The sequence below is a fragment of the Ramlibacter aurantiacus genome (assembly GCF_016722895.1).
Lineage (GTDB): Bacteria > Pseudomonadota > Gammaproteobacteria > Burkholderiales > Burkholderiaceae_C > Ramlibacter > Ramlibacter aurantiacus.
In genome coordinates this window covers 1,511,478-1,529,758 of the sequence record NZ_JAEQNA010000001.1, presented here as the reverse complement: position 1 = coordinate 1,529,758, position 18,281 = coordinate 1,511,478, and the positions used below count along the sequence as shown (strand labels likewise).

Below are 18,281 nucleotides of genomic sequence, written 5' to 3'. Positions count from 1 at the left end.
CCTCGTCTCGGTACACTGACATATTCCTGATCTTTCCCCACCCATGGCCACTCCAGACCAGCTGCTCGCCGCCCTCTCGGCCGTCACCGACCCCCACACCGGCAAGGACTTCGTCAGCACCAAGGCGCTCAAGAACCTGCAGGTCCAGGGATCGCAGGTGTCCTTCGACGTCGAGCTGGGCTATCCCGCCAAGAGCCAGCTGCCGACCCTGCGCCAGGCCTTCACCGCGGCGGCGCGCGGCGTGCCGGGCGTCGAGCAGGTCACGGTGAACATCGCCACCCGCGTCACGGCCCATGCGGTCCAGCGCGGCGTGCAGTTGCTGCCGAACGTCAAGAACATCATTGCCGTGGCCTCGGGCAAGGGCGGGGTGGGCAAGAGCACCACCGCCGCCAACCTGGCGCTGGCGCTGGCCGCCGAGGGCGCCAGCGTGGGCCTGCTCGATGCCGACATCTATGGCCCCAGCCAGCCCATGATGATGGGCATCGAGGGCCGGCCCGGGAGCCCCGACGGCAAGACCATGGACCCGCTGGAGAACTACGGCGTGCAGGTCATGTCCATCGGCTTTTTGGTCAACGCCGACGAGGCCATGATCTGGCGCGGCCCCATGGCCACCCAGGCGCTGGAGCAGCTGCTGCGCCAGACCAACTGGCGCGACCTCGATTACCTGGTGGTCGACCTGCCCCCCGGCACCGGCGACATCCAGCTCACGCTGTCGCAGCGCGTGCCCATGACCGGCGCGGTGATCGTCACGACCCCGCAGGACATCGCCCTGCTCGACGCGCGAAAGGCGGTGGCCATGTTCGAGAAGGTGGGCGTGCCCATCCTCGGCCTGGTCGAGAACATGGCGGCCCACGTGTGCAGCCAGTGCGGCCACGTCGAGCACATCTTCGGCGAGGGCGGTGGCAAGCGCTACGCGGCCGAGCGCGGCATCGAGTACCTGGGCGCGCTGCCCCTGGACATGGCGATCCGCCTGCAGGCCGACGGCGGCAAGCCCACGGTGGTGGCCGACCCGGCCGGGCAAGTGGCCGGCGTCTACAAGGACGTCGCCCGCCAGGTGGCCGTGAAGATCGCGCAGCGCGCCAAGGACTTTTCCTCGCGCTTTCCCACCATCACCGTCTCCAAGGACACCTGATGCAGCAGGAAGCCCCCATCCGGCTGTTCCGCGGCGGCGACCGCACCGGCCGCCTGAAAGGCCGGCCGGTCGACGAGACCTCGCTGGCCGAGGTGCGCCAACTGATCGGCCCGGGACCGCACGCGCGCGACCTGCTGATCGAACACCTGCACCGGCTCAACGACCACTGGCACGGCCTGCATGACCGGCACCTGGCGGCGCTGGCGCGCGAGATGAACCTGCCCATGGCCACGGTCTACGAGGTCGCGAGCTTCTACCACCACTTCGACATCCTGCGCGGCGACGAGCGCGGCCCGGCCCTCACGGTGCGGGTGTGCGAGAGCCTCTCCTGCGAGATGGCCGGCGCACGCGAGCTGATGGCCCGGCTGCCCGCGCTGCTGGGCGAGGACGTGCGGGTGGTCGCCGCGCCCTGCATCGGCCGCTGCGAGCAGGCGCCGGCGGCGTTGGTGGGCCAGCGATCGTGCGGCCACGCCACGCCCGAGAAGATCGCGGCCATGGCGGGCGCCGATGCGCCCGCGGCTGGCGAGGTGCAGGTGGTGGACTACGATGCCTACCGCCGTTTCGGCGGCTACCAGCTGGCCGCCAGCCTGGTCAGCGGGGAACGCGACCCCGAGTCCGTGATCGCCGCGCTCGAATCGGCCGGCCTGCGCGGCCTGGGCGGCGCGGGCTTCCCGGCGGGGCGCAAGTGGCGCATCGTGCGCGACCAACCCGCGCCGCGCCTGATGGCCGTGAACATCGACGAGGGCGAACCCGGCACCTTCAAGGACCGGCACTACCTCGAGCGCGACCCGCACCGCTTCCTCGAAGGCATGCTGGTTGCTGCCCACGTGGTGGGCGTGCAGGCCATCTACATCTACCTGCGCGACGAATACCCCGAGTGCCGCCGCCTGCTGCAGGCCGAGCTGGCGCGCCTGCAGGCCGACCCGCCCTTCGCCTTGCCGGCCATCCATCTGCGCCGCGGCGCGGGCGCCTACATCTGCGGTGAAGAGTCGGCCATGATCGAAAGCATCGAGGGCAAGCGGGGCGAGCCGCGCCTGCGCCCGCCCTACATCGCGCAGGTGGGCCTGTTCGGCCGGCCCACGCTGGAGCACAACTTCGAGACCCTGTACTGGGTGCGCCAGCTGGTCGAGCAGGGCGGCGACTGGTTCGCCAGCCATGGCCGCCACGGCCGCCAGGGCCTGCGCTCGTTCAGCGTCAGCGGCCGCGTGCGCGAGCCGGGCGTCAAGCTGGCGCCCGCCGGCATCACGCTGCGTGAGTTGATCGATGAACACTGCGGCGGCATGGCCGAGGGGCACGAGCTCTATGCCTACCTGCCGGGCGGCGCCTCCGGCGGCATCCTGCCGGCACGGCTGGCCGATGTGCCGCTGGACTTCGACACCTTGCAGCCGCATGGCTGCTTCATCGGCTCGGCGGCGGTCATCGTGCTGAGCCAGCACGACCGGGCCCGTGACGCGGCGCTGAGCATGATGCGATTCTTCGAGCACGAGAGCTGCGGCCAGTGCACGCCCTGCCGCGTCGGCACGGCCAAGGCGGCCGTGCTGATGGAGGCGCCGCGCTGGGACCAGCCCACGCTCGATGACCTCGGCCAGGTGATGGCCGACGCCTCCATCTGCGGCCTGGGCCAGGCGGCGCCCAACCCGATCCGTTGCATCCAGACCTATTTCCCCCATGAAGTCACCTGACCTGCCCCTGGTGGCCTTCCGCCTGGACGGCCAGGACGTCCAGGCCATCGAAGGCGAGACCATCCTCGACGCAGCCCGCCGCGTGGGCGTGGAGATTCCGCGCCTTTGCTACACGGACGGCATGCGCCCCGATGGCAACTGCCGGGCCTGCGTGGTCGAGATCGCCGGTGAGCGGGTGCTGGCGCCCAGCTGCTGCCGGGTCGTCGCGCCGGGCATGGACGTGCAGGCGCGCAGCGAACGGGCGGTGAAGAGCCAGAAGATGGTGCTGGAGCTGCTGCTGGCGGACATGCCGGATGAGGGGTTCAAGTGGAATGACGGCACTGCGCCCGGGCATGGCTTCGACAGGCTCAGCCCGAACGGGGTAGGTGGGCACGCCGTGGGTGAACCCGCGCCCGGGCATGGCTTCGACAAGCTCAGCCCGAACGGAGGGGGTGGGCCGGCGGCCGTGATTTCCGATCATCCTGAGCTCGTCGAAGGGCCCGCGCCAACCGCCTCGCAACACGGCGAACTCAGCTTCTGGGCCGATCAACTCGGCGTCACCCCTCGCCCGGCCCTGCAATCCCTGCGCCGCGAAGCGCCCGCGCCCGACCTCTCCCACCCCGCCATGGCGGTGAACCTCGCCGCCTGCATCCAGTGCACGCGCTGCGTGCGCGCCTGCCGCGAGGAGCAGGTCAACGACGTGATCGGCTTCGCCCACCGCGGCGCCCAGGTGCTGCCGGTGTTCGACCTGCAGGACCCCATGGGGTTGAGCACCTGCGTGGCCTGCGGCGAGTGCGTGCAGGCCTGCCCCACCGGCGCCCTGATGCCCAAGACACTCATCGGCTCGCAGCAGGTCGATCGCGAGGTCCCGTCGGTGTGCCCCTTCTGCGGCGTCGGCTGCCAGATCACCTACAAGGTGCGCGACGAGAAGATCGTCGCCGTCGACGGCCGCGACGGCCCGGCCAACCACAGCCGCCTGTGCGTCAAGGGCCGCTTCGGTTTCGACTACGCGCACCACCCGCACCGCCTCACCGTGCCCCTGGTCCGCAAGCCCGGCGTGCCCAAGGACACCGACGTGCTGCGCAACCCGGCCCTGTGGAGCGAGGTGTTCCGCGAAGCCACCTGGGACGAGGCGCTGGACCTCGCCGCCGGCGGCCTGAAGGCCCTGCGCGACCAGCATGGCCCGCGATCGCTCGCCGGCTTCGGCTCGGCCAAGGGCACCAACGAAGAGGCCTACCTGTTCCAGAAACTGGTGCGAACCGGCTTTGGCAGCAACAACGTGGACCACTGCACCCGCCTGTGCCACGCCTCCAGCGTCGCGGCGCTGCTCGAGGGCGTGGGTTCGGGCGCGGTGAGCAACCAGGTGGCCGACGTGGCCCAGGCCGAGCTGATCCTGGTGATCGGCTCCAACCCCACGGCCAACCACCCGGTCGCCGCCACCTGGATGAAGAACGCGGCACAGGCCGGCACGAAGATCGTGCTGGCCGACCCGCGCGTCACCGACATCGGCCGCCACGCCTGGCGCACCCTGCAGTTCCGCCCCGACACCGACGTGGCGCTGCTCAACGCGCTGATCCACACCATCATCGACGAGGGCCTGGCCGACCGCGCCTTCATCGAGGCGCGCACCAGCCACTTCGAGGAACTGCGCGCCGGCGTCGCCGCCTTCTCGCCCGAGGCCATGGAAGCCGTGTGCGGCGTACCGGCCGCCACCCTGCGCGAAGTGGCGCGGGCCTTCGCCACGGCCAGGGCCGCGATGATCCTCTGGGGCATGGGCATCAGCCAGCACGTGCACGGCACCGACAACGCCCGTTGCCTGATCGCGCTGTGCGCGGTGGCCGGCCAGATCGGCAAGCCCGGCAGCGGGCTGCATCCGCTGCGCGGCCAGAACAACGTGCAGGGCGCCAGCGACGCCGGGCTCATCCCCATGATGCTGCCCAATTACCAGCGGGTGGACGACCCGGCCGTGCGCGCCTGGTTCGAGCGCTTCTGGGGCACCCCGCTCGATCCGCAGCCGGGCTACACCGTGGTCGAGATCATGGACAAGGCGCTGGCCCCCGAGAGCGATCCGCACAAGGTGCGCGGCATGTACGTGGAGGGCGAGAACCCCGCCATGAGCGACCCCGACCTGAACCACGCGCGCGAGGCCCTGGCTGGCCTGTCGCACCTGGTGGTGCAGGACATCTTCATGACCGAGACCGCCTGGATGGCCGACGTGGTGCTGCCGGCGACCGCCTGGCCCGAGAAGACCGGCACCGTCACGAACACCGACCGCATGGTGCAGCTCGGTCGCCAGGCCATCGAGCCCCCAGGGCAGGCCAGGCCCGACCTGTGGCTGATCCAGCAGATCGCCGCCCGCATGGGCCTGGCCTGGCACTACCCCGGCCCCGATGCCGGCGTCGCCGCGGTCTACGAGGAGATGCGCCAGGCCATGCACGGTGCCATCGCCGGCATCAGCTGGGAGCGGCTGGAGCGCGAAGGCAGCGTCACCTATCCCTGCCTGAGCGAGGACGACCCGGGCCAGCCCATCGTCTTCACCGACAGCTTCCCCACGGCCGACGGCCGCTTGCGGCTGGTGCCCACGCAACTGCTCACCGCCGCCGAGCGGCCCGACCCCGAGTACCCGCTGGTACTGATCACCGGCCGCCAGCTCGAACACTGGCATACCGGCTCCATGACCCGCCGCAGCGCGGTGCTGGACGCCATCGAGCCGGTGGCGACCGCCTCGCTCAATGGCCGCGAGCTCGAGCGCCGCGGGCTGGTCGCCGGCCAGATGGCCACGCTGCAGTCGCGCCGGGGCGAGGTGCGCTGCCACCTGCGCCGCGACGACGGCACGCCCGACGGCGCCGTGTTCATGCCCTTCGCCTACCAGGAGGCGGCGGCCAACCTGCTCACCAATCCCGCGCTCGATCCCTTCGGCAAAATCCCCGAGTTCAAGTACTGCGCGGTGAAGGTCTCTCCATGAGCACGCAGCGTCCCGGCCTCGACGTCGCGGTGCTGATGCGCCGCGAGGCGCTGGTGGGCAACCGCTGGCAGCCCTGGCGCTGGGTGCTCGACAGCGTGGTCGCCAACGAAAGCGCCTTCGGCTCCGAGCCGCGCCGGCTGCGCCAGGACGACACCGGCGAGCTGTGGCTGCACCCGGGCTTGCGGGTCGAGCTGTTCCGCGACGAGGCCGAGGGCTACTACCTCAACGTCACCACGCCGGCGCCGTGCTGGTTCGTGATGTGGCGCATGGAGGAAACCCCCACGGTGGCCGACGAGCCGATCGCGAGGCCGGTGATCCTCACGCTCAGCTACAACGAAGCCGGTCGCTGGCTGGACGCGCAGGAAACCGTGGAGAACGTGCCGGCGCCACCCGAGGTGGTGGAATGGATGCGCGAGTTCGCGCAGGCGCACTACCAGCCCGAGCCGCGCCGGCGGCAGCGGCCGCAAAGCTTCCAGCCGCTGCAGGACCGCTTCGGGAATCCGGCTTCGATCAGCACCGGCGACAAGCGCCGCAAGGGGGGGGACGGCGATGCCTGATGGATTCCTCGGCCGCTGGTCGCGGCGCAAGCTGGACGTCAAGGAGGGCCGCGCTCCCGAGCCCGAGCCGCCGCCCACCGCCCCCCCGGAGCCGTTGCAGGCGCGGGCCATCCCCGAAGCTCCCGCGGGCCCCCTGGCACCGGCTCCGGCTGCTCCGGCCGGGTCACCCGAGTCGCCCGCCGAGGCGCCACCGCCGCCGAGCCTGGAGGACGTGCGGGCCCTCACGCCCGAGGCCGACTTCAGCCGCTTCATGGCGTCCGACGTGACGCCCGAGGTGCGCAACGCCGCGGTGAAGAAGCTCTTCGAAGATCCCCACTTCAACGTGATGGACGGCCTGGACGTCTACATCGACGACTACGGCAAGCCCGACCCGCTGCCCGAATCCATGCTGCGGAATCTGGCCAGCGCCGAATTCCTGGGGCTGTTCCGCGAGGACCCGGCGGCCCAGGTGGCCGATGCCGCAACAAGGGAAGCTGCGGATACCGCCGAGGGCGCGACCGTGCCAGAGTCGCAAGCGCCTGAAAACCGACAACCCGAGGGCGACCCAGCCGCTGACAGCGGCGATGCCGTACCCGAACGCCCGAGCCAAGATGCCGACCCTGATCTGCGATTGCAACAGGACCATGCCGCTGGACCCCGAGGTCCTGGGCAAGGCCCTGCATGAAGACCTGAAGCTTCACTCCACCTTGTGCCGGCGCGAAGCCGGCGCCTTCCAGCAGGCGCTGCGCGGCGGCGGCGACGTCGTCGTCGCCTGCACCCAGGAGCAGCGACTGTTCACCGAGATCGCTGGCCAGACCGAGGGTGTCGCCTGGTCGCCGGTGCGCTTCGTGAACATCCGCGAGACCGGCGGCTGGAGCCGCGACGCCGCCCGCGCCATGCCCAAGATCGCCGCGCTGCTGGCCGACGCGCGCCGGCCCGAGCCCGAGCCGGTGTCCACCGTCACCTACCGCAGCGAAGGCCGCCTGCTGGTCATCGGGCCGCTCGACGCGGCCGAGCGCATCGCCGCCAGCGTGGCCGACGTGCTGCAGGTCACCGTGTTCTCGCAGGGCGGCACCGGCTCGCAGGAGCGGCGCTGGCCGGTGCTGTCGGGGCGCATCGGACGCCTGGCCGGCTGGCTGGGCGCCTTCGAGCTGGAATGGGCGCAGGACAACCCCATCGACCTCGACCTGTGCACCCGCTGCAACGCCTGCATCCAGGCCTGCCCCGAGGGCGCCATCGGGTTCGACTACCAGGTGCGGCTCGATGCCTGCACCGGCCACCGCGCCTGCGTGAAGGTGTGCGAGGCGGCCGGCGCCATCGACTTCCAGCGCGAGCCGCGCGCCGAGAACCAGACCTTCGACCTGGTGCTCGACCTGCGCGAGCGACCGGCCATGGACCGCCACGCGCTGCCCCAGGGCTACCTGCACCTGCCCCCGGCCAGCGGTCCCGAGGCCCGGATGGCCGCGGTGCTGCGCCTGCGCGAGCTGGTCGGCGAGTTCGAGAAGCCCAAGTTCTTCCAGTACAAGCAGAAGCTCTGCGCGCACAGCCGCAATGAAACCGTGGGTTGCCGCGCCTGCATCGACGTCTGCTCGGCCGAGGCGGTTTCCTCGGACACCTCGCGCCAGCAGATCAAGGTCAACCCCAACCTGTGCGTGGGCTGCGGGGCCTGCACCACGGTCTGCCCCACGGGCGCGCTCACCTACACCTATCCCCGGCCCAACGAGCAGGGCGAGCGCTGGAAGGCCCTGTTGGCCAGCTACGCCCAGGCCGGCGGCCGCGAGCCCGTGCTGCTCTTGCACAGCCAGGAAGCCGGGCGCGCGATGGTCGAGGACCTGGGTCGCCTGGCGCGGGTGGGCAAGGCCTCGGGCGTGCCCGCCAACGTCATGCCCCTGGCCTTGTGGCACGCGGCCAGCACCGGCATCGAGCTGTGGCTGTCGGCCGTGGCAGCCGGTGCCCGGCATGTCGCCGTGCTCACCACCGGCGAAGAGGCGCCGCAATACCTGGACGCCCTGCGCCAGCAGATGGCGCTGGCCGAGGCCATCGTGCAGGGACTGGGCTACGAGGGCACTCACTTCAGCCTGCTGGCCTGCAGCGCGCCCGAAGCCCTCGATGCGCAGCTGCAAGGCCTGGTGCGCAAGCCGGGTGCGGTGCCGGCCCAGCCGGCGCGCTTCGCCGTCACCGGCGACAAGCGGCCCACGCTGGAGCTGGCGCTCGACCATCTGGTCGAGCATGCGCGCGCCGTGCCCCCGGTGATCGAGCTGCCGGCCGGTTCGCCGCTGGGCAGCATCCACGTGGACAAGGACCGCTGCACGCTGTGCATGAGCTGCGTCGGCGCCTGCCCGGCCAGCGCCCTGCAGGACAACCCGCAACTGCCGCAGCTGAAGCTGATCGAGAAGAACTGCGTGCAGTGCGGCCTGTGCGCCAGCACCTGCCCGGAAGACGCCATCACGCTGCACCCGCGCCTGCTGCTCACGCCCGAACGCCGGCAGCCGCGCGTGCTCAACGAAACCCAGCCCTACGGCTGCGTGCGCTGCGGCAAGCCCTTCGGCACGCTCAAGGCCATCGAAGCCATGCTCGGCAAGCTGTCCGGCCACCCCATGTTCCAGGGCGCCGGGCTGGAGCGGCTCAAGATGTGCGGCGACTGCCGCGTCATCGACATCTACAGCGCCGACAACGAAGTGAGGATCAGCGACCTATGACCGAGCCCCTGCGCGAGGCCACCGTCCCCCTGGGCACCCGCTACACGCCCTCGTCGGCGCTGGACGAGGAGACCGCCCGGGCCGAGATCTACGGCCTGCTGGCCCAGCTGTTCTATGCCCCGCCCACGCCCGAGCTGCTGGCGGCGCTGCGCGTGGCCCCGACCGAGGCGCCGGCCGCCGGGGGTTTCCTCGAAGAACCGTGGCGCGAGCTGGTCGGCATCAGCCGCGCCATGAGCGACGAACAGGTGGCGGCCGAACACGAGGCCCTGTTCGGCGGCGTCGGCAAGCCCGAGGTCTACCTGTTCGGCTCGCACTACCTCTCGGGCTTCCTGAACGACCGCCCGGTCGCGCGCCTGCGCGAGGACCTGGCCGCCCTGGGCCTCGCCCGGGATGAGGCCATGCCCGAGACCGAGGACCACCTCGCCTACCTGGCCGAAGTCATGCGCTACCTGATCGCCGGCGACGACGTCGAAGTGGCCAACCTCACCCGCCAGCGCGAGTTCTTCGCCACGCACCTGCAGCCCTGGGTGGGCCAGCTGTGCGAGACGCTGCAGGCCCATCCCAGGGCGCGCTTCTACGCGGCGCTGGGCGGCTTCACCCGCGCCTTCGTGGCGGTGGAGCAGCAGGCATTCGACATGCTGGCGTGAGGCAGGCGCGGATGCATCCGCGGCTGCGCTGCGCCGCTTGAACCCGGTGCAACGGAAGCGGACCTCCCCGGCGGAGGGGTCGGCCTGGCCCATGCTGCTGGCGTTCACGGCCGGCTTCGCCATGAGCCAGGCCTTCCGCACCCTGGCCGCCATCGTGGCGCCGCCGCTGCAGCAGTCACTGGGTCTCACGCCAGGCCAGCTGGGTGTGTTCGCCGGCGTCTTCCATCTCGCCTTTGGCAGCCTGCAGATCGTCACCGGCGTGGGCATCGACATCTGGGGGGCGCGCCGCACCATGCTGGCGGTGTTCCCGCTGGCGGTGGTCGGCGCGCTGGTGGCGGCCGGTGCGAACGGCTACGGCCAGCTGGTGCTCGGCCAGGCGCTGATCGGCGTCGGCTGCGCGCCGGCCTTCGTGGTCTGCACGGTGTTCATCGCCCGCCGGTTTCCGGCCGAGCGCTTCGCGGCCGTGAGTGGTGCCGTGCTGGGTCTGGGCAGCGTGGGCATGTTGCTGACCGGCACGCCGGTGGCTTGGCTGGTGGCGGGCACCTCCTGGCGCGCGGCCTACGGGGTGCTGGCGGCGGCCTCGGCGCTGGCCTGGCTGGCGGTGTGGCGGGTCGTGCGCGAAGACCCGCCGGCCGCTGACCAGCGCCCGGCCGTGCTGCCGGCACTGCGCGGGTATGTGGACCTGCTGCGGCTGCCGCACACCTGGGGCATCCTGGCCTTGGCGCTTGTCACCTATGCATCCTTCCTCACCTTGCGCGGCCTGTGGCTGGGTCCGCTGCTGGTGGAGCGCCACACCTTCACCCTGGTGTCCGCCGGCCATGTGGCACTGGCGGTCTCGTTGATCGCCATGGTCGGTCCGCCGATCTTCGGCCGGCTCGACCCCGGGCCGTTGCGGCGGCGTCGCTGGATCGTGGGCTACACGATGCTCACCGCGGGCCTGTTCATGGTGCTGGCCGCCAGCCGGCGGCCGGTGCCGGACGTGGCGCTGGTGCTGGCCATCACCGCGGTCACCGGCTACATCGTGCTGCAGTACGCCGACCTGCGGTCGGCCTATCCCACCGAGATGGCCGGGCGGGCCATGGCGCTCTTCACCATGGCCATGTTCCTGGGGGTGGGGCTGGTGCAGTGGCTCACCGGGCTGGCCGCTTCGGCGGCGCAGGCGGTGGGCTGGGAGCCCTACGGCCTGGTGTTCACGGCCACGGCGCTGCTGCTCGCCGGGGGTACGGCGGTGTTCGTGCGCGTGCCGGTGGCCAGGGCTTAGAAGAGGAACACCCCTCCGTAGGCCTGGCGAGGGTTTTGTTGGGGGCTCGACGTCGCCAGGCTCGAGAAACCAGGGGCCTGCGACCCGTGCCCGACGTCACCCGCGGCCAGTGTCCTGCCGTCCAGGGAGAGCGCAACGTTGGGCAGGTAGCGCGGGCCGAACCCGACGGCCCCGAAGCCGCGGTGGCCGGTCGGCACCCGCGGCAGATGGCTGTCCGCCCAGCCGCCGTCCGCATTGCGGGTGAACAGGTGGAGCGAACCCGCGCGCTCGCCGGTCGAGGCCAAGGGTGGGCTCACCGCGCCGACGGCGAGCACCTTGCCGTCACCAGAGACCGCAACGGACGAGCCGAACAGGTAGCCGCTGGCGGCGGGTGAGGCGAGCGACGGCAGTTCGACGTAGAGGTCGCCTTCGCGCCCGAAGAACTGCACGCGCCTTTCGTGGGGTACGCCCAGGACGACCAGGCTGCCATCGGCCGCTACGGCCACGGTGCTGCCCGTGCTGGGCAGGGGGACCGGCGTGGCGGACGTCGTTTTCCAGTCGCGATGTTCCGCGCGCATCAGGTACGCCGTGTCCTGAGCGCCGGGGGGCTCGCCCGGCAGCACCGTGGTCATCGCGAGCGTGGTGCCGTCGGACGAGAGGGCGACCTGCGAGCCGAAGCCGGTGGTGGAATGGCTGAGGATGCGGATGAACCGGCTGGATCGCTCGTCGGGGCGGGCGTTCAGCAGGTAGACCTGGCGTGCGGAGGGGTTGCCGATGGCCAGCAGGCTCCCGTCGCCGGAAAGGCTCACGGACATGCCCAGGCGGCCACCTTTGCTGCCGGCCATGGTGGTGGGGCAGTCCCAGGCAAGCCGTGTCGACTCCGGGTTCGATGCCTCGTGGCACAGCCAGACCTTGCCGACGCCGGCTTCGCCTGGAATGCCGATGGCGAGCGTGCGTCCATCGGCGGAAAGGGCGAGGCTGTAGCCGTCCTCGGCATCGGGCGTCTGCGTCTCCGGCAGGCTGTGTTCCGTCCAGTGGTCACCGCTGCGCACGTACACGTTCACGCGGCCCGTCATCGTCGAACCCGGGAAACGCCACTTCGGCGCTGCCACGGCCAAGGTGTTTCCGTCGGCGGACAGCGCCACGGAAAAGCCGAAGTCGGAGCTGGCCTGGGGCGCATCGCCCTTCAGCAGCCCCGCGGTCTCCGCCGGGCGGGCTCTGGCGCCAGCGGACGGAGGCCCACAGCGGCCACCGTGGCAGCTGCGGACGCTGAAGGTGGCCGCATCGGGGTCGAGTCCCTGCCAGGTGGCTGGCAGCGTGAGGCGCGCCTCCAGCTGGTCCGCCGGGATACCGGCCAGGACGGGGATCGGCGGTGCGGCTCCCGGGCCGTCGGGGTCCAGCACGATCTCGTAGGAGCTGGCCCCCTCCACGGGTGGCCAGCTGAAGGCATAGCTCTTGAACGCCGTGTCGATCTTGAGCGTCGGCGGCGCGTGGGGTGTGTCTGGTGTGGCCTGTGCGGCCGGTGCGGCCGGTGCGGCCGGTGCGGCCGGTGTGTCCGGTGTGTTCGATGCTGGCAACGGTGCCTCAGCCGGGGGTGAAGCCGGCGCGCTGGTGACAGGCGTGCCAGGGTCGGCAGTGCCCTTGTCGGGGGCGAGGGCCGCTGCCGCTTCGGCCGGTGCAGGCGGCGCCGAGCCGGTGGCGACGACCGGCTCGGCGGCTGCCACCGGGGTCGTGCTGCTGTCCGAGATGCCAGCTCCTCCACCGCCGCCGCCGCAGGCAGTCAACAGGGTGGCGAGCAGGACCGGCGCGATGGCAAATGACAAGGATCCACGCTTCAAGACGTTCTCCCTGGATGAACAAGGGCAGGTACTGCACGACGAGGAGCCGCAGGTCCGGGCAGCTTCGGCGGCCCGGACCCATGGAAGGTTCGGCTCGGGCGGCCGGCCACGACCCGTGGCCGGATGTGCCATCCCTTAATAGAGAAGGACGCCGCCGTAGCTCGGGCCACCCTTCGGGTAATTGAAAGGCGGCTTGAGGATGCCGGTGTCCGGCTCGGGATGGTCCATGTCGCCTACGGCCAGGGTCTTGCCGTCTCCGGAGAGCGCCAGACTCGGTAGTGCCAGCTTGTCATTGATCGCAGCCGCGCCGATGCCGCGCTTGCCGGACGACTGCCTCGGTAGCCTGACCGCTTGCCAGCCGAGCGCCTCGCTGTGGCTGAAGAGGTGGATGTAACTGCTGGACCGATCGCCGAAAAAGGCTCGGCCGATCTCGCCGACTGCCAAGGTCTTGCCGTCATGCGACAGCGCGACCGAAGAGCCGAACTCATCAAAAGCGACGAAGGCTTTGACCGGTGCTCGTTTGACGTATCCCGTGCTCTCGCGCGCGAACATCTGCACCTCCTTCTCCTGGGGAACGCCCACTGCGATGAGACCGCCGTTACCGGAAATCGCCACGCTGCTGCCGGCGCTGGACAGCTCGATCAGTGGCGAGGTCACGCCGGGACCGGTAGACCAGTTCTGTGCCGTGGCCTGCATGACGTACACCGCGCCGGAGCGCGCCTTTTCGCCCGGCACGGTGTCGGTCGCGACCAGGGTCATCCCGTCCGCAGACAGGGCAACCTGGGAGCCGAAGCGATCGAGGCCGGGCTGGGCCGCGGCGAGGAACCGATCGCGCAGCTTGATGCCATGGGCTGCCGTCAGGATGACAACGGAGCCGTTTCCCGGTGCGCCCACAGCCAGGACCTCACCATTGCCGGACAGGCCCACGCTAAGTCCCGCCTGGCTGCCGCTCTCTCCGTCGAACGCTGTTTCGCATGTCCATCCTTCTTCCTGAGTCTGCGACGCGGGCAGGTAGTGGCACAGGCCCACGCGGCCGCTCTCACTGGTTTCGGATGCGATGCCCACGGCGAGCTTGCGGCCGTTGGCCGAGAGCGCGAGGCTGAAGCCGAATGCAGGCGCAGAAGAAGTCACATGCGTGATCCGATCCTCAACCCAGCTCATACCTCTGAGCTGATAGATGCTCACGAGCCCGAACTGGGTGCCTGTCTGCGAGTTGAATTTCCAACGCGGCGCCGCGACAGCCAGGGTGTTGCCATCGGCGGAGAGGGCGACGGCAAACCCGAAGTCCGACCCCGCCTGGATCTCCTGGCCCTTGAGGTACCCGATGGTCTTTTCACCCGCGAGCCACACCGCGAGTGACGGCTCGCCACATCGGCCCGCGGCGCATCCGCGCACGCTGAAAGTGGCCTTCAGATCGAGGCCATGCCAGGCTGCGGGCGGTGTCATCGACGCCTGCAGTTGGGTGGGTGGGATGTCCGTGACGACAGGGATTGGCAAGGCGCGGCCGGCAGGGCCGTCGGGGTCCATCAGGATCTCGTACGAGGTGGCGCCTTCCACTGCTGGCCAGCTGAATTCGTACCGCTTGAGATCGTGGAATACCTTGAGGTTGGACGGCGCGGCGGGGCCGCCGGTGGTGGGCGGTGCCGAACTTGAAGCCGTCGTGGCAGGGGTGCCCGCGTCCGCTGTGTTCGCGGAGTCAGCAGTCGCAGCCGTGTCCGCTGCCGAAGACGTGTCCGCAGTCGAAGCCGTGTCAGCTGGTGCGGCTGCAGGTGCCTGCGCAGACGGCCCGGTGACGCTCGCCGAGCCGGTGTCGCCACCGCCTCCGCCGCCGCCACAGGCCGTCAACAAGAGGGTGAGCAGGGCAGGCGCGATGGCGCGTGCCAAGGGTTGGGGGTTCATACGTCTTTCTCTCGAGTGCTAGTGGAAACTTGAACCAGATGTGCGGTGACCGGGCACCCAGGCGGCCCGGGCCGCCCGGAAAGCTCAGAACAGGTGGACCGCGCCGTAGCTGGGGCCGCTGTCTTTTTTCTCGCCAGGCCACCCCAGGTAGCCCGGGGAGGGCGACATCTCACCGACGTCACCGATGGCGAGCGACTTGCCATCCAGCGACAACGCGATGTTGGGCAGGTACAGCTGGCTGCCCAGCGGCACGGCGCCGATGCCGCGTATGCCCCAGCCCGGCTGCGGGACCGTCCTGGAGGTCCAGCCGCCCTGGCCCAGCGCAAAGAGGTGGATCGAGCCGGAGCGGGGATTCGACACTCGGCCGCGCAGCGGATTCAGGGCGCCCACGGCCAGGGTCTTGCCATCACCGGACAGAGCGACCGAGGCGCCGAAGAGGTCGTTCTGCGGGCTCGCCCGGCTGGCCGTGAGGACCGCACCCAGGGCGTAGTCGTTACCCTGCCGCTCGAACACCTGGACCTGCATGTCATGAGACACGCCGATGGCGATACGCGCGCCATCCGCCGACACGGCGATGGTGGTGCCGGTGGTGAACAGCGGCTCGGGCTTGGCAGGGCCCAGCGACCAATCGCCATCCGCGTCGTGCGTCACGAAAACCGTGTGGTTGGTGCGCAGGTCTTCGCCAGGCAAGTGGTCTGTGGCGACCAGGGTCTTGCCGTCGGAAGACAGCGCGACCTGCGCGCCGAAGCCCTCGGTGCCGGAAGAGACGGTGCGAAGGTGCGTTGGAGCGCTTCCGTCGTCCGGCGTTGCCATCACGACCACCGCCCCCAGGTTTGGCGCACCGATGGCGAGGAGGCGGCCGTCGCCCGAGAGGCTCACGCTGAGCCCTGACTGGCCGTTCTGCCTTTCCCGGATCTGGTCGCACACATAGCTCGCCTTCAGGTGGCACACCATCACCGTGCCGCCATCGCCTTCGCCGGGTACGCCGATGGCCAGGGTGCGACCGTCGGCCGACAGGGCCACGCTGAGCCCGTACTGGTTTGTCTGGGTCGAAATATCGTCAACGAAGTGTTCGACCCACCCGCTTGCCTCGCGCCGGTAGATGCTGACACGACCAAAACCCGGTTTGTCCTGGTTCTTCCACTTGGGCGCCGCAGCAGCCAGCGTATCGCCATCCGCGGACAGGGCCACGGCATAGCCGAACTCAGAACCGGCCTGGACCTGCCCGCCCTTGAACATGAACGAGGCCGTGATGGCGTAGGCAGGCGTAATCGGAGAAGCGTTGCCGCAGCGGCCCTTCGCGCAGCTGCGGACGCTGAACTGCGCGCGGTTGTCCAGTTGGTACCAGTCCAGTGGCACGGGAATGGAGACGTTCAGCTGGGTGGCCGGAACCTCGGCGATCACCTCGGGCGGCTGGGTTCGTGCGCCGTCGGGGACGAACAAGACCTGGTAGGACGTTGCGCCCTCGGCCGCGGGCCATGCCAGCTCGTAGCGCTTGCGGTCGGCCACGGCGGTGAGCTTGGTGGGTGCCGCAGGTCCGGCGTCCGCCGACGCCGACGCCGACGCGGTGCTGGCTGGCGCCGGGGTGCCGCTCGATCCGGCCGCCGCGGTTGCCGCATCGCCACTGTCGGAGGGCGTGGTGCTGCTGCTGCTGCTGCTGGAGGTGGCGCCATCCGTGGCCGGTGCGCCTGCGAGACTTTCGCTTGCCAAACCGGTGTCGCCGCCACCTGCACCGCCGCCGCAGGCGGTCAACAGGATGGTGAGCAAGGCAGGCGCGATGACGCGCGACAAGGGTTGAGGGGACATGCGAGTTCTCTTGAATACCAGTTGAAACTCGAGCGCGACGTGCAGTCACCGGGCATCCAGGCGGCGCGGGCCGCCCGGAAAGCTCAGTACAGGTGGACCGCGCCGTAGCTGCGGCCGCTGTCTGTTCGCCCGAGGGCCCAGCCGAGGTAGCCATAGGAGGACGACCTCTCACCGACGTCGCCGACGGCGAGCGACTTGCCGTCCCGCGACAGCGCGATGTTGGGCAGGTGGAGCTGGGTTCCGAGCGGCACGGCGCCGATGCCGCGCAAGCCCTTGGGTGGCGGCGGGGTGATCCGGGAGGACCAGCCGTCCGGGCCCAGCGCGAAAACGTGGATCGAGCCGGAACGGGGCATCGGCGGGTTGCCGCGTGGCGGTTCCAGGGCGCCCACCGCCAAGGTCTTGCCATCGCCGGACAGGGCGACCGAGGCCCCGAACAGGTCGTGCTGCTGGCTCGGGTGGGCGGCCGTGAGCTCCGCACCCCGAACGTATTTGTCGGCCTGGCGCTCGAACAAGTGGACCCGCTTTTCTTGCCACACGCCGACGGCGATACGCGAGCCGTCCGCCGACACCGCGATGGTGGTGCCGGTGGTGAGCAGCGGAACGGGCGCCGGCTCGGGCTTGGCAGGGTCCTCCGTCCAGTCGCCATCCGCGTCGTGCGTCACGAAGACCGTTTGGCCACTCCGAGGGTCCTCGCCAGGCAAGTGGTCCGTGGCGACCAAGGTCTTGCCGTCGGACGACAGGGCGACCTGGGCGCCGAAGCCTTGAGTGCCTGAATGGACGGTGCGGCGCTGCGTCGGGACGGTTCCGTCGTCCGGCACCGCCATCATGAACACCGAATGGAGGTTCGGCGCACCGATCGCGAGGACGCGGCCATCACCCGACAGGCTCACGCTGAGGCCCGACAGGCCGTTATGTTCTTCCAGGATCTGGTCGCACACATACCTCTGCTTCAGGCGGCACAGCATGACCATGCCTCCGTCGCCTTCGCCGGGCACGCCGATGGCCAGGGTGCGACCGTCGGCCGACAGGGCCACGCTGAGCCCGTACTCGCGGTTCGCCTTGCGCGAAATATCGTCAACGGAGTAGTCGACCCACTCGCTTGCCTCGCGCCGGTAGATGCTGACGCGCCCGAAGCGGTCCTTGGCCTGGTTCACCCACTTGGGCGCCGCCGCGGCCACCGTATCGCCGTCCGCGGACAGGGCCACGGCGAAACCGAATTCCGAACCCTCCTGGGTCGGCGAGCCCTTGAATGTGAAAGTGGCCGTGATGGCGTAGACAGGCGTTGCCGCAGAAGCTTTGCCGCATCGGCCGTTCGCACAACTGCGGATGCTGAACTGCGCCCGGTTTTCCAGGTCGTGCCAGTCCAATGGCACGGGGATCGAAGCCTTCAATTGGGGTGCCTGCACCTCGGCGATCACCTCGGGCGGATGGGGCCGTTCGCCGTCGGGGTCGAACAGGATCTGGTAGGACGTTGCGCCCTCGGCCGCGGGCCATGTCAGCTCGTAGCGCTTGCGGTCGGTCATGCCGGTGAGCTTGGTCGGCCCCGCCGGGCCGTCATCGGCGGACGCCGACGCCGTGGTGGCCGGCACCGCGGTGTCGCTGCTGTCGGCCGCGGCGGTGCTGCTGGGCGGGGCGGTGCTGCTGGTCGGGGCGGTGTTGTCGGTGTGGGTCGCGCCTGCGGGGCTTTCGCCCGACGTGCCGGCAGCACCTGCCACCTCTCCACCGCCACCGCCGCCGCCGCAGGCGGCCAGCAGAATCGAAAGCACGACCGGCAGCAGTGCGGCCGTCAGGGGTCTGGGGTTCAAAGTACGCTCCCGGCTTGAAAGGTCTGGAAGTGTACTTACGTACTAGATCAAAC

The 18,281-nt window shown here is 70.4% G+C and carries 12 protein-coding genes; 8 read left to right on the top strand and 4 right to left on the bottom strand.

Annotated elements, in window-relative coordinates; translation table 11 throughout:
• Positions 1-43: 43 nt before the first annotated feature.
• The 8 genes from apbC to JI739_RS07120 all read left to right on the top strand — a co-directional run bounded on the left by apbC (position 44) and on the right by JI739_RS07120 (position 10,901).
• Positions 44-1,132 carry an iron-sulfur cluster carrier protein ApbC gene (apbC, locus tag JI739_RS07155; RefSeq protein WP_201683111.1) on the top strand — a complete coding sequence of 363 codons (1,089 nt, stop codon included), beginning with the start codon at positions 44-46 and terminating at the stop codon, positions 1,130-1,132.
• Positions 1,132-2,814, top strand: coding sequence for an NADH-ubiquinone oxidoreductase-F iron-sulfur binding region domain-containing protein (locus JI739_RS07150; RefSeq protein ID WP_201683110.1), 1,683 nt, complete (start codon positions 1,132-1,134; stop codon positions 2,812-2,814). The genes apbC and JI739_RS07150 overlap by 1 nt, the downstream gene beginning before the upstream one ends.
• Complete coding sequence (gene fdhF, locus JI739_RS07145) at positions 2,801-5,758, top strand: formate dehydrogenase subunit alpha (RefSeq protein ID WP_201683109.1); 2,958 nt, start codon at positions 2,801-2,803, stop codon at positions 5,756-5,758. The genes JI739_RS07150 and fdhF overlap by 14 nt, the downstream gene beginning before the upstream one ends.
• A complete protein-coding gene (locus JI739_RS07140; RefSeq protein ID WP_201683108.1) occupies positions 5,755-6,315 on the top strand; it encodes a DUF3305 domain-containing protein in 561 nt (186 codons plus the stop codon). Before fdhF ends, JI739_RS07140 begins: the two co-directional genes overlap by 4 nt.
• Entirely contained in the window at positions 6,308-6,979 is a 672-nt protein-coding gene (locus tag JI739_RS07135; RefSeq protein WP_201683107.1) for a DUF3306 domain-containing protein, read from the top strand. The genes JI739_RS07140 and JI739_RS07135 overlap by 8 nt, the downstream gene beginning before the upstream one ends.
• Entirely contained in the window at positions 6,906-8,993 is a 2,088-nt protein-coding gene (locus tag JI739_RS07130; protein WP_201683106.1) for a 4Fe-4S binding protein, read from the top strand. Before JI739_RS07135 ends, JI739_RS07130 begins: the two co-directional genes overlap by 74 nt.
• Entirely contained in the window at positions 8,990-9,640 is a 651-nt protein-coding gene (locus tag JI739_RS07125) for a TorD/DmsD family molecular chaperone (RefSeq protein ID WP_201683105.1), read from the top strand. The genes JI739_RS07130 and JI739_RS07125 overlap by 4 nt, the downstream gene beginning before the upstream one ends.
• 91 nt (positions 9,641-9,731) lie before the next feature.
• On the top strand, positions 9,732-10,901 hold the full coding sequence (locus tag JI739_RS07120) for an MFS transporter (RefSeq protein WP_201683104.1): 1,170 nt from the start codon (positions 9,732-9,734) through the stop codon (positions 10,899-10,901).
• Here JI739_RS07120 and JI739_RS07115 read toward each other — a convergent pair.
• From JI739_RS07115 to JI739_RS24835, 4 genes are all read right to left on the bottom strand, one after another.
• Complete coding sequence (locus JI739_RS07115) at positions 10,898-12,718, bottom strand: WD40 repeat domain-containing protein (RefSeq protein ID WP_201683103.1); 1,821 nt, start codon at positions 12,716-12,718, stop codon at positions 10,898-10,900. The two genes, JI739_RS07120 and JI739_RS07115, sit on opposite strands and share 4 nt — an antisense overlap.
• 135 nt (positions 12,719-12,853) lie before the next feature.
• A complete protein-coding gene (locus JI739_RS07110; protein WP_201683102.1) occupies positions 12,854-14,617 on the bottom strand; it encodes a WD40 repeat domain-containing protein in 1,764 nt (587 codons plus the stop codon).
• A gap of 84 nt (positions 14,618-14,701) precedes the next feature.
• Positions 14,702-16,423 (bottom strand): WD40 repeat domain-containing protein, encoded by a 1,722-nt coding sequence (locus JI739_RS07105; protein WP_201683101.1) that lies wholly within the window; start codon positions 16,421-16,423, stop codon positions 14,702-14,704.
• Positions 16,424-16,506: 83 nt separating this feature from the next.
• Positions 16,507-18,012: a WD40 repeat domain-containing protein gene (locus JI739_RS24835; RefSeq protein WP_201683100.1), complete on the bottom strand. Its 1,506-nt coding sequence runs from the start codon at positions 18,010-18,012 to the stop codon at positions 16,507-16,509.
• Between the last annotated feature and the right edge of the window lie 269 nt (positions 18,013-18,281).

What these genes read in the sequence shown, in the direction of transcription:
- JI739_RS07105 (WP_201683101.1), bottom strand. Translation starts at nt 16,423, where the DNA reads ATGTCCCCTCAACCCTTGTCGCGCGTCATCGCGCCTGCCTTGCTCACC.
- JI739_RS07125 (WP_201683105.1), top strand. Translation starts at nt 8,990, where the DNA reads ATGACCGAGCCCCTGCGCGAGGCCACCGTCCCCCTGGGCACCCGCTAC.
- JI739_RS07140 (WP_201683108.1), top strand. Translation starts at nt 5,755, where the DNA reads ATGAGCACGCAGCGTCCCGGCCTCGACGTCGCGGTGCTGATGCGCCGC.
- JI739_RS07130 (WP_201683106.1), top strand. Translation starts at nt 6,906, where the DNA reads ATGCCGACCCTGATCTGCGATTGCAACAGGACCATGCCGCTGGACCCC.
- fdhF (WP_201683109.1), top strand. Translation starts at nt 2,801, where the DNA reads ATGAAGTCACCTGACCTGCCCCTGGTGGCCTTCCGCCTGGACGGCCAG.
- apbC (WP_201683111.1), top strand. Translation starts at nt 44, where the DNA reads ATGGCCACTCCAGACCAGCTGCTCGCCGCCCTCTCGGCCGTCACCGAC.
- JI739_RS07110 (WP_201683102.1), bottom strand. Translation starts at nt 14,617, where the DNA reads ATGAACCCCCAACCCTTGGCACGCGCCATCGCGCCTGCCCTGCTCACC.
- JI739_RS07135 (WP_201683107.1), top strand. Translation starts at nt 6,308, where the DNA reads ATGCCTGATGGATTCCTCGGCCGCTGGTCGCGGCGCAAGCTGGACGTC.
- JI739_RS07120 (WP_201683104.1), top strand. Translation starts at nt 9,732, where the DNA reads ATGCTGCTGGCGTTCACGGCCGGCTTCGCCATGAGCCAGGCCTTCCGC.
- JI739_RS07150 (WP_201683110.1), top strand. Translation starts at nt 1,132, where the DNA reads ATGCAGCAGGAAGCCCCCATCCGGCTGTTCCGCGGCGGCGACCGCACC.